Raw genomic sequence first — 12,045 nt, forward strand, 5'->3', positions numbered from 1 at the left:
CATTTTGAAAGGAGTGAGGTTATGGCATTGTCTATTGCCCAATTAGCTAAGGAACACCAAGAATTTATCCTTGCCAGATTACAGGAAGCTGAACAGGCGTTACATCCTTCCTCTACTGAAGACGAAGAGCTAGTGCGTCGTGCTGTTTTTTCAGTGCGGAACAAATCAGTTGTCTTTGAACGTTTTAATGGAGCAAGTTCTATATTATATGCAAGCGTACAGGATGTCAGACCTGCTTCTGTAGAAATTGATTTTGCCAAAGAGGAGATGAGCTGTAACTGTCCTCAGCTAAAATGGTGTAGACATCAAGTTGGCGCATTGCTTGCCCTCTATCAGTATTTTGATTCTGTGCAAAATTGGTCAAGCGCTTGGCGTGCGCAAAAATCAGTGCAATTAAAATCATTAGCAGATGAACGCAGTCCAGAAAGCTGGCAATTGATGGTCAACGAAGTTATGAAACGTTTATTACCACCTGGGCGTATTTTAGAAGGGTATGGCCTTTCTGCTATACGGACAGATGCAATGGAGCGACTTCAACGGCATATGCCCTTCGAGCGTGAGTGGCAGCCATTGTATAAGCTTTTTATGGAGCTATCGATCTTTAATACAATATGGCGTCATTTAAATGAGACAAAAGGACATTCGTTGGATTCTCCTTATATGAAATATTTTATTGATCAAAGCGTCCAATCATTCGAAAGTATTTTGACAGAGCTAACGGGTCGATCACGACTTTTTGCCACTGACCCATTCTATGATGCAATTCAGGAATTAGTTAGGGAGTTTTTATTGGAACGACAAGGATTGTTTGCGGATCGACTACAAATTTATATGCTACTTTGGGCAGTGCTTTTTTATGAAAAGCCGCGACGCGAACAGGAATTAGCACTTATAAATAACCTTGAGAATCCTTCATCTGAGATTTCCTTGCAGTCATTACAACTGCTATTTTATGTACTGCTACAAAAAGAAAGTTTATTACAAGAAAGAATTGCCCATATTGATGTACAACATATGCAGGACCTTTTTGAGCTGGCTACCTTTGCAAAACGTGCTGGCGAATCACTTGCACAGACCATTATTTTACGTGCGATGCTACCATTTACCGAAGTCTTTTTACAGCAAACTGTGCCAGTTGTAAAGCGAGCTCAATACGTACGGCAATTCCAGCTTTTATACGAAGACATACAGCTTACAGAGGAAGAGGAAGCTACATTATATAGTGCATTTGGTGTTTACGGGCTTCAACCGTTTTCGTTCTTTCTTATTAAAAAAGAACGTTATCGTGATTGGGCAGCCCTTCATCAGCTAAACCTCTCTTCCCTTTCCTATTTAGAAATGTGTGGACTAAAGGATGTGCTTCAGGTTGCTCCTGCAACAGTATTGCCCTTATATCATCTATATGCCATGGCTGAAATTACACAAAAATCACGTATGAACTATAAGCAGGCTGTACGAATTTGGAAAAGTATGCGCAGTGCAGCAAAGCGTGCTGGTAAAACGGCTTATTTCGAAACATATATGCAAACCATTCGTGCAGAGTATAAACGACTCCGTGCATTACAGGAAGAAATTGAGAAAGGAAACTTAGTATGATGACTATAAATGCTCCTTCCCCGTTTTCAAAAAAACTACAGCTTCGTATTCATGCAGCACAGGAAGGATATTTTACGTTACAGGGATTTACTGCTGACGGTGCAGCAATGGACGCAGACTCACTCATTTCTTCATTATTTTTCAACTATGAAGCGAATGTCTATGGTATATTAACCAATCGCTCAGAGCTTACGATTGAGGTTTCAACCTCTGAGCTCCTTGATATTTTTTCACAGCGTTATCTACATCCTTTTATTGAATGGCAAGGTGTAAACGCAGAAAGTCAGGTGTTACTAGAAAAAGCGTCGGCTTTACAAACGTATTGGCAGGAGCCATCGCTCTGGTCACACGCAGTTATTGCAGATGATTTTTCCTCGCTAACATTCCCTCTAGACGGTGTAGAAACAGCTTTATTAGAAACGGCCGTGCAGCAAAAACTGACACAAGCAGGTCTTATACTGTCTGATTTACCAAAGCTAGTGCCATTTTTCTTGCGTGGTGGCTGGCCATTAGAGCAGGAACGACAAGCAGGTGCAGTTACTGTCTCCCTACGCTTAAGTGAACCTGAGGAAGATTCAGATGTTTGGCTTTTAGAAACAGTACTTAGCACGGCTACAGCCAAGAACTACTGGACGCCTGCTATGCGAAAGCAGTCACTACCAATCGCTGACGCTCTACCAGCAAAATGGCAAATGTATGCTGAAGCTATTGAACAACAACAAGGACAAATTGTAGATCTTCTTTCTAATGAAGATGTAAGTAACGATATTTTCATCCGTATTATGCTTGAGGATTTACAAGTTCGAACATTTTTACGTGAAGATTTAGCAAGATTACAGGCACTTGGCTTTGACGTTGTATTACCGGCTTGGCTTAAGGATTTAAAACAGTCAAAAATGCGTGTCCGTGTCAGTACTGGCAATGTATCGACGAAGAAGGTTGCTGGACTAGATGATATTTTAACGTTCAAATGGCAATTTTCTATGAATGGACAGTCCATTTCACCTGAGCAATTTAAAAAGCTTGTGGAGGAGAAACGCGAATTCATTCGTATAGGTACTGAATGGTTTCGAGTCGATGCAAACTGGATGCAAGAAATGCGTACATTGATGCAGCAAGCAGAAGATGAAAGCTGGACTGTTCGTGAATTGCTATTTCGTGAGCTACCAGAGGATTTATCCTTACCTCTTGAAGAAGAGGATGCCGATGATGAAATGCGAGATGACCCTATTTTTGCATTTGAATTGCAACAATCGCTTAAATCCTATATGGAACAGCTTCAAGAGAAAAAAGGACTTCCGACAGTATCAGTTTCTACATCTTTGCAGGCTGAATTACGACCTTATCAGCATGAGGGCTTCGAATGGCTTGTCTTCATGCGCGAACAAGGCTTTGGTGCGTGTCTAGCGGATGATATGGGTCTTGGTAAAACGGTTCAGCTTATTTCATATTTGCTTTATCTTTATGAAACAATTGAGGACACAAAGCCAGCCATCATTATTTGTCCTACTTCAGTGTTAGGCAACTGGCAAAAGGAACTTGCGCGTTTTGCTCCTTCCTTGATTGTGCATACGCATTATCAGGCGAATCGAGCAAAGGAGGATGCTTTTAAACAGCTAGTAGAAAGAGAAAAACCACATGTGATTTTATCTACCTACGGCACCGTATCTCAAGATGCTGAGTTTTTACAGGAAGTAGAATGGGCAACTGTTGTACTTGATGAAGCTCAAAATATTAAAAATATGCAAACGCTCCAATCAAGAGCTATTCGTAAACTAAATGGTACGCATCATATTGCTTTAACAGGTACACCGGTGGAAAACCGTTTATCGGAGCTTTGGGCAATTTTTGACTTTATCCATAAAGGCTATTTAGGTAGCTTCGGTCGCTTTAACGAAGAATTTATTTTACCGGTAGAACGAGATGAGTCTGAGTCACATAAACAGAAGCTACGTACAAAAATTCAACCGTTTTTACTTCGTCGTACAAAACGAGACCCACACTTACAACTTAACTTACCAGATAAGCAAGAGTCTCATGATTATTGCCCATTAACAACTGAGCAAGCCTCTCTATATGAAGGATATATATTAGAGACACTCGATCAGCTAGAGCAATTAACAGGCTTTCAAAAAAAGGGACGCGTCTTAAAAATGCTCAGTAAGTTAAAGCAATTATGTAATCATCCTGCCTTGTATTTAAAAGAACCTTTCGAGGATGCAGAATCAATGCTGACTCGTTCTACGAAATTAGAACGTATCGTGCAAATGGCTACAGAAATTGTGGACAACGGCGAGCAATGCCTCATTTTCACACAATATATCGGAATGGGGCAATTACTACAGCATTGTTTTAGTGAACTATATAATATTGATGCACCGTTCTTAACAGGTGCAATGCCTAAGCAGCAGCGTGACCGCTTAGTAGAGGCTTTTCAGGCAGGAGATTTCCCAATATTTATCCTTTCCTTAAAAGCAGGTGGAACAGGGCTAAATTTAACAGCTGCAAATCATGTATTACACGCAGATCGCTGGTGGAATCCAGCCGTTGAAAATCAAGCGACAGACCGTGCATATCGAATTGGTCAAACACAATTTGTGCAAGTGCATAAGTTTGTTACTATTGGTACCATCGAAGAGAAAATCGATAAAATGCTAGCTCAGAAATCCGCATTATCAGAAGAACTAATTCAATCAAGCAAGTGGTTAACTGAGTTAGAAGATGATGAACTTCGTGATTTAATGAAGCTCGATTTTTAAAGATATATATGCGCCAAGAGCAAAACGTTCTTGGCGCTCTTTTTTTCAGCGGATATTGCCTGTTACTTCTTCCCTACTTACTTCATATTCATATTTAGTTGTGTTTAAAAGGTTCACTGCTGTGCGGTCTTCAGCAATGAACTACGTTATGGAAGGTATACATCATTCCTCTCTAAATTGATTACGGTGCAAGTATAGAAGGAAAATGGCGGATCAGACAACTTGCACTTGCCCCGTATGTACCATTTAGGACTGCGATACTACTGGTAATTGTACTTCTATCTCAGGTAGTACAAAATCCGTTAAGCCGTCCTGCTCATCAGGTGGCTTTGGTAACACAATAGCCCCATCACGATCCCTTGGCTTTAGCTGATAAAATCGGACATCTTCTACGACTACTTCTGTTATAAAAACCTTTGTGCTGTTTTCATTTAAAAATGATCTTGATTGAATACGACCATTTGCCCCAATTAATGAGCCTTTTCCGCAATATTTGACGATATGCTCTGCAAGCCTTCCCCAAACTGAACAAAGAATAAAGTCAGCATCCACTTCCCCACGACTGTTTTTGTAATTGCGATTAATGGCTAGAGAAAAATGTGTTTGCACGCGATTTTCAGATAAGTGTCGTAACACTGGATCCTTTGTTAACCTTCCGACCAGTCCGACTTGGTTCATTGATTCACCTCCTTTGCTTTTGATTGCTCTCATCATACAAAAATTAATTCACCATTGGCAAAAGTCGATTTTTATCATTTCCTTCAGTTTTTAATCATAAATTGGGTATATTGAGACTTTTACTTTTCAATTATTGAATGTTTTTTCGGGCTGAATGCTTTTCACTGTAGTAGCAAATGCTAATTGTTGAAATATGCAATTTCGCTGTTTTTATTGATTGTGCAAACAACAGCACGGCCCCTTCCATAAACAGGGCTAATTGAATATGTTATACTAAAAAGGATGACCGACTTAGGAGGATATTACATATTGAAAACATTTAAGATGCTTTCCTTTGACCTTGTTACAAAAGACGGCATGCAACCTTTCCCTTTAGTCGATGGTATTATTATTAACCAGGAAAATAGCCATCAATCTTGGATTCTTGAACTGTTTATGGACCGACAATATCGTTCAACTTTTGATGAACTTCTAGCGAATGCTACTGTCTTTAATGTACGTGCAGTTATTTCATTTCCAGATAATGAGCCTGCTCCTTTCCAGGTTGCCGTACATACAGTTCAAGAAATTGGCGAGCACGTCTCTGTCCTGTTAAAAGGAAAGCTCAAGATAAAACGCTCGAAATATGCCGAACAATTGCTTGCCGAGTTGCTAGCTGAGGGTGTTACTTTAGATAAGTTATTGGACCGCTTCTCACACGATATGAAAGAACGACCAAAACTAAAAAATGATTGAACTAGATTTAACGATGCAAATATCTGCATCGTTATTTTTTATTGGACAGGTATAGATTTTAAGGTACAATACGATGTAAAAATTATAGGAGGTAACTATACTTGACTATTGCTATTAGGAAAAAGCCTGTAAAATTACTGTGGCTTGAGGCTTTAAAGAGGCGATTATTCGATGAGGACCCAGATTTTAGCTATTATCATGAGCAATTTCGACGATTTGATGCCGGCTTTGCTGGTGAAAAGAGAGTTGACCGTGAATGGCTTGAATTAATATGTCCCTATACTTTTTTAGTATTACATAATTTAATTCTGATGAATTCGGCACAGCATTCACATCAACTCGATACTCTCTTCATGTGCCGTCATTTTATGTTAGTAGTTGAAATTAAAAATATTAACGGACGTCTTGATTTTGACGAAATTACTCATCAGTGTATTCGAACGAAACCAGATGGAACTGTTGAAGGATTTCCGAATGCCATTACTCAGACCCAACGACATATGCAATTTCTTAAAGTTATTTGCCAAAACTATTCTCTCCCCATAGAGGGCGCAGTTGTTATTTCTAACCCCTCCGCTATCATTGCAAGTCATCCAAACTCAATTCCGATTTTCCATGTTTCAGGACTTCAAAAACATCTTTATTCCCTTTTTCAAAAATATACACAAACTATTTTAAGCGATGAACAGCTAACTCAAATTGCTCAACAACTTCTTAGTCGCCATCAGCCATCGAAAATTCCAGCTTCTCTTGATTCCTCAAGATTTCGCAAAGGCGTACTTTGCCCGAAATGCCAATACAAATCCCAAATGCATTATGCTCGGGGGATATGGAAATGTTCATACTGTCACTATGTGAGCGAGGAAATTTTTGCTGAAGCCTTACAAGATTATCGATACTTAGTTAGACCAACCATTACCAATAGCAGTTACGTGAATTTTTCGATATCCATTCCAGTGATGCTGCCAATCGTTTACTTAGAAAATTTCAATTTCCTTATACAGGTTCTTATAAAAATCGCGTTTACCAATTACCTGAAGATTTAGTGGAGTATATGAAGCCATTTTTCTGTTCTTCTTAAGGGTGCTTGTGCGCGGGAGATTTATCTAATTTGTGCGCGAGGGTTTACTTCTCCTCCGCTTTGTGGGATTTGCTTACCTTCCGCGGGTATTCGCTTCTCTTCCTCGGGTATTTGCTTCCCTTCCTCGGGTATTTGCTCTCCTTCCGCGGGTATTTGCTCTCCTTCCGCGGGTATTTCACCTTCCGCGGGTATTCTTTCTCCTTCCGTGGGTATTTTCCTCTTCCGCGGGTATTCTCTCCTCTTCCCGAATATTTACTCCCTCACAGCGAATTTGAAATATAAAAAAAGAGTGTTCCATTGATTGGAAACACTCTTTTTCAAATTATCGCGTAACTTTCTCTTCGACGATCTTTTCTTTAACTTCACCAGTAGTATGTGTTCCTGGTGTCGTTGTTGTTCCTGGTGTTACAGTTCCTGGTGTTACAGTTCCTGGTGTTGTTGTAGTTCCTGGTACTGTAGTAGTACCTGGTGTTGTAGCTTCTGGAAGCATAGTGTTACGGTTAACACCATTAACGTCACGATTGTAAACGTCATTTCTTTCTTCCACTTTTTCAACACCTCGGCGAACGTCGTGTTTAACGTTCTCCGCTGGTCTTGTTTCAACCGCTCTGTTTCCCCAGTTACAACCTCCAAGGAATAAAGCAGCAAGAATAATTGCCAAAAATGACATTCTCCACATATGAAAAAACCTCCTTCCCTCGGTGCTATGTCATCAAATACAATGTCTGCATTTGTGATCCTACATAGATTGCCCGGGAAAGGAGGGAACTATCCGATTTTTTTACAAACTATTTTTGTTTTTCTTTTAACAATTGTTCAATGTATGCTGCTTCTGCTTTACAGTTGTAGCTATAATTTGTACCTAGCTCTTTTTGTAAGGCCTCGATTGCTTCAATTTGCTTATCTGTTGGTTCTTCATTTAAAATTTTTGCAATTACATCGTCGATTTTTTGCGCCATCTCTTCATGGAATTCAGTACTCATCAAAACATCTGCTGGGATTTTTTCGATCCATGCGGCATTTTCTTGAAAATAAGCTTGCCAGCTAGTCATGAAGTCTTCCATAGAAAAACGCTCCTCTTTCCAATCAATACTTGCTAAGTATGATTCAAAAGATGTTGAAATCGAACGCGTAATGCTAATTTTAACACCTGAAGACAATTCCTTATACATCTATATAATCCTCCTACGTTTTAAAAACAAAACTACATGTATTCATTCACAATCACATATAGCGCCATTACATTTTTATAAAATACCGTGATTTCTTTATCTGCACTCCCTATAGAACTATTAAAAGATTAACAGTAAAGACAATTTTCGATATAATTATTTTAAATCTTTTAGCCTATAATTGCAAATTACACCTGTTTTGGTTGTGCAGGTCCAATAGCGAATAGAATATCCGCTTCACATACTAGTTCCCCATCGACTGTCGCCACACCGTGACCTTTGCCCATTACTCCACGTAGCTTCACGAACTCTACTTCTAATCGAAGTTGATCTCCCGGTACTACTTGGCGCTTGAAACGGCAATTATCAATACCCGTCAAAAAAGCTAGACGACCTTTGAATTCATCTGCGTTTAATAATGCTACGCCACCCACTTGTGCTAGCGCCTCTACAATTAAAACCCCAGGCATTACTGGATAGCCAGGGAAATGCCCATTAAAAAAGTCCTCGTTCATAGAGACATTTTTTAAACCGACTGCACGCTTGCCTTCTTCTAATTCAACAATACGATCAACGAATAAAAAAGGATAACGATGTGGTAAAATTGCTTGAATTTGCTCTGCTGTTAACATTTCTTTTCCCCCTTAGATGAACATAAATAATTATGTAAAACAAAGTATGGTAAAGAATAATATTATTCTTTACCATTCATAATATCAAATATATGCTGCCATGTATCTGGTTTGAAAACGTCCATGGCTTTACCTTGTCCAATTACACTATAGCCAATCATTGCACCTAAAACTGCGGCAACAACAACTAAGATGATAATAAGTACAACGCGTAGCCAAATCGGAATCAGCCGTATTTGCACCCATCGAACCTCTCGTTGCTCTCCATTTGAGCCGTGTTCCTTCTCTTCTGGTGGCGTATCGGTTTCTTTTGTTTGCATAGAACCTCGACTTGAATCGTTTGTCATAGATTGTACTCCTCTTCATTCCTTACTAAACAGTAATAACGGATTTACTATCGAATACCATTAATGAGACCGAGCATTTGGTCTGCTAAAGTGACAGCTCTTGAATTGAATTGATAAGAACGCTGTGTCTGAATTAAATCCGTCATTTCCTTTGAAAGATTTACATTCGACATTTCTAGCGCACCGCTTTGCATACCAATTTGCTGACGATTTGCTCCTCGTAATTCAGTGACAACTTCAGCTTGCGTATATCCTAGCTGAGCCAGGTTAGTCGGCAATCCAACATAAGATCCAGAAATTTCTTCCATGAGCTGTGGCTTTTGGAACTCTGTCACAGCTACTTCAGTACGTCTAATATCTCCATTGGGATATGATGCCTCTAATACGCCCCCATCACTGATCCCGAAACTTGTTACATTTTCCGGTAATGTAATAGCTTGTCCTGCTGCGTTTGCCAGTGGATATCCATCTGCAGTTACAACCATTACTGTTCCATTATTTAATGGTGATAAATAAAAGTCACCTTGACGAGTATACACTGTTTTTGTGCCATTTTCACCATCTGGCATTAAAATATTGAAATATTGTTTTGGTTTTGTAAAAGCTAAATCAAGGTCTCGATTTGTTGTTTGTAGAGAGCCTTGTTTTTGATTAGATTGGATTTGTCCAAGCATTGCACCTGAACCATAGCGGATGCCAACAGGTGATTGTCGAACAGCACGATCTTGCTTGTCATTGTTAAATTGCTGATAAAGCAATTCATTAAATGTAGTTTCTTTTGATTTAAAGCCCTGTGTATTGCTATTGGCAATGTTATTACTAATTGTATCTAGTTTATTTTGTAATTGCCCCATTGTGTTTGTTGCAGTCATCATGGTACGTAACATGATCAAACGCCTCCTGTTCGCCTATTATACTTTCCCGATTTCATTGGCAGCCTTTTCCATACTGCGATCATAAGCTTGTAACACTTTTTGGTTAGCCTCGAAAGCGCGATATGCTGTCATTAAATCAGTCATTGTGCGACTAGAATCTACGTTTGAGCCCTCTAGATAATTTTGACGCAGTGTAAAGGATACGCCATTGGCACCGTAAGCTGTCGGTAAATTCTCCCCGTTTTCTGTTCGAATTAAACCATTATCCTGTTTACGTAGCATGTTCGGATTCGTTGCATATGATACGCCAACACGAGCTACTTGCTGATCATTAACATAAACTGCTCCGTTCTCATCTAGGCGGAAATCATCATTCGGTAGCTGTATGCGTTGGCCTCTGTCTGATAACACATACAGTCCTTGTGGATTTACTAAATAGCCTTGACCATCTAATGTGAAATTCCCGTTGCGTGTATATGCTTCTCCGCCTTCTGGATGTGCTAAACGGAAGAAAATAGATCCCGTAGTACCATCTTCATTTTGCGGTAAGTTTCCATCGATTAAAGCCATATCTGTTGTGAAATCCGTGCTATAGATTTGGCCTTGTATGTAATTTGGCAATGTTTCTTGCATATAAATCCCTGTATTTAATGCGCCAACTTGGCTCATATATTGAGAGCCTGCTTGCTGATTAGCAGGTGCATTCGTTTTTCCTACACTTGACATAAGCATGTCGGGAAATGACCGAATTGTTGATTGGTCTGCTTTAAACCCTGGTGTATTCGCATTTGATAAATTATTGGTTAGTAATTCTGTTCGTCTTTGTTGTGCAATCATACCAGTTGCAACTGTATAAAACCCTTTAAACAAAGGACTCACCTCATTATATTTTTATAAGGATGCGGGCACTCGATCAATATTTTCAAGCATAATCCCAGTACCAATTGCTACACAATCCATAGGTTGTTCTGCAATGAACACAGGTACCTTTAGTTCTTCGATCAATAGCTGGTCCATACCGTGTAGTAAAGCACCACCGCCAGTAATAATGACCCCACGATCAATTATATCAGCTGATAACTCTGGGGGCGTTTTTTCTAAAACATTTTTTGCAGATTGGACAATCATAGCAACCGATTCATGTAAGGCACGTTCAATCTCTTCAGAGTTAATCGTTATTGTACGTGGTAAACCTGTCACCATGTCTCGACCACGAATATCCATAGAATCGTTTCGGCTACCTTTAAAGACTGTACCGATTGTAATTTTAATGGCTTCTGCAGTACGTTCACCAATTAGTAATTTGTATTCTTTTTTAATATATTGCAAAATATCATTATCAAAAATGTCTCCTGCTACCTTAATGGACTCACTCGTTACAATATCACCCATTGATAAGACTGCAACATCTGTTGTTCCGCCGCCAATATCGACTACCATATTGCCGCTAGGTTGGAATATATCCATGCCTGCACCAATTGCAGCCACTTTTGGTTCTTCTTCTAAGTATACTTTTTTTCCACCTGATTTTTCTGCGGCTTCACGGATAGCTTTTTGCTCAACACTAGTAATGTTCGTTGGACAGCAAATTAAAATACGTGGCTTAGCTAAAAATCCTTTTACATTTAACTTGTTGATGAAATGTCTTAGCATGGCTTCTGTAACGTCAAAATCCGCAATGACACCATCTCGTAGTGGACGAATTGCAGTAATGTTACCAGGCGTACGCCCTACCATTTGGCGAGCCTCTTCCCCCACCGCTAATACTTTATTTGTCTTTTTATCAATCGCCACAACAGATGGTTCATTTAAGACGATTCCTTTACCTTTAACGTGTATTAATACGTTCGCAGTTCCTAAGTCAATGCCAATATCTTTCGAAAACATTTTATAATTTCTCCTTCCCGCCATTTCCAACTACATAACGTTCATTTTTATCTGTTTATCTAGAATATTTTATCATAACCTTTTGGTAATTTCACCTAATTTTAGTGAATAGAACTTCATTCCTTTCAATTATATGAACACTTAATGAAAAGAAGAAATTGCTTAAACATTTTTTTGATTCTTCACCTAACGTGAGTTGATTTCCGTTCCACTGGGCGCTTTCCTGGGGGCGTCGGGCCAACAGATGTTTTTTCCGTGAAAGCGCACCGAGGTTGGTCACGAA

General features: G+C 39.4%; 12 protein-coding genes. 4 read left to right on the forward strand and 8 right to left on the reverse strand.

Translation table 11 applies throughout. The features are described from left to right. Window positions 1-21 precede the first annotated feature (21 nt). Window positions 22-1,596: a hypothetical protein gene (locus ACQKMI_RS15655; RefSeq protein WP_427490409.1), complete on the forward strand. Its 1,575-nt coding sequence runs from the start codon at window positions 22-24 to the stop codon at window positions 1,594-1,596. Continuing rightward, entirely contained in the window at window positions 1,593-4,355 is a 2,763-nt protein-coding gene (locus ACQKMI_RS15660) for a DEAD/DEAH box helicase (protein WP_427490411.1), read from the forward strand. Before ACQKMI_RS15655 ends, ACQKMI_RS15660 begins: the two co-directional genes overlap by 4 nt. A gap of 246 nt (window positions 4,356-4,601) precedes the next feature. Here the strand turns inward: ACQKMI_RS15660 and ACQKMI_RS15665 are convergent, their stop codons facing one another. Next, entirely contained in the window at window positions 4,602-5,033 is a 432-nt protein-coding gene (locus tag ACQKMI_RS15665) for a single-stranded DNA-binding protein (protein ID WP_427490413.1), read from the reverse strand. A gap of 309 nt (window positions 5,034-5,342) precedes the next feature. Between ACQKMI_RS15665 and ACQKMI_RS15670 the strand changes: the two genes are divergently transcribed. Both ACQKMI_RS15670 and ACQKMI_RS15675 read left to right on the forward strand, forming a co-directional pair. Further along, complete coding sequence (locus tag ACQKMI_RS15670; RefSeq protein ID WP_323648647.1) at window positions 5,343-5,768, forward strand: YwpF family protein; 426 nt, start codon at window positions 5,343-5,345, stop codon at window positions 5,766-5,768. Window positions 5,769-5,869: 101 nt separating this feature from the next. Next, the gene (locus tag ACQKMI_RS15675) at window positions 5,870-6,814 is read left to right on the forward strand and encodes a nuclease-related domain-containing protein (protein ID WP_427490415.1); all 945 of its coding nucleotides are present in this window, start codon (window positions 5,870-5,872) and stop codon (window positions 6,812-6,814) included. Window positions 6,815-7,171: 357 nt separating this feature from the next. Here the strand turns inward: ACQKMI_RS15675 and ACQKMI_RS15680 are convergent, their stop codons facing one another. The 7 genes from ACQKMI_RS15680 to ACQKMI_RS15710 form a co-directional block, all read right to left on the reverse strand. Next, window positions 7,172-7,528, reverse strand: coding sequence for a hypothetical protein (locus ACQKMI_RS15680; RefSeq protein WP_427490417.1), 357 nt, complete (start codon window positions 7,526-7,528; stop codon window positions 7,172-7,174). A 109-nt stretch (window positions 7,529-7,637) separates the two neighbouring features. Beyond that, window positions 7,638-8,021: a hypothetical protein gene (locus ACQKMI_RS15685; protein WP_323648660.1), complete on the reverse strand. Its 384-nt coding sequence runs from the start codon at window positions 8,019-8,021 to the stop codon at window positions 7,638-7,640. 188 nt (window positions 8,022-8,209) lie between these two features. After that, window positions 8,210-8,653, reverse strand: a complete 444-nt coding sequence (fabZ, locus tag ACQKMI_RS15690; RefSeq protein WP_323648661.1) for a 3-hydroxyacyl-ACP dehydratase FabZ — start codon at window positions 8,651-8,653, stop codon at window positions 8,210-8,212. Window positions 8,654-8,715: 62 nt separating this feature from the next. After that, the gene (locus tag ACQKMI_RS15695; protein ID WP_427490419.1) at window positions 8,716-9,000 is read right to left on the reverse strand and encodes a DNA-directed RNA polymerase subunit beta; all 285 of its coding nucleotides are present in this window, start codon (window positions 8,998-9,000) and stop codon (window positions 8,716-8,718) included. A gap of 47 nt (window positions 9,001-9,047) precedes the next feature. Beyond that, entirely contained in the window at window positions 9,048-9,887 is an 840-nt protein-coding gene (locus tag ACQKMI_RS15700; protein ID WP_427490421.1) for a flagellar hook-basal body protein, read from the reverse strand. Window positions 9,888-9,911: 24 nt separating this feature from the next. Continuing rightward, complete coding sequence (locus ACQKMI_RS15705; protein ID WP_427490423.1) at window positions 9,912-10,745, reverse strand: flagellar hook-basal body protein; 834 nt, start codon at window positions 10,743-10,745, stop codon at window positions 9,912-9,914. A 21-nt stretch (window positions 10,746-10,766) separates the two neighbouring features. Then, window positions 10,767-11,762: a rod shape-determining protein gene (locus tag ACQKMI_RS15710; RefSeq protein WP_323648666.1), complete on the reverse strand. Its 996-nt coding sequence runs from the start codon at window positions 11,760-11,762 to the stop codon at window positions 10,767-10,769. Window positions 11,763-12,045 lie beyond the last annotated feature (283 nt).

The organism is Lysinibacillus sp. NPDC097214 (assembly GCF_050277945.1).
In the GTDB taxonomy this organism is placed as follows: domain Bacteria; phylum Bacillota; class Bacilli; order Bacillales_A; family Planococcaceae; genus Lysinibacillus; species Lysinibacillus xylanilyticus_B.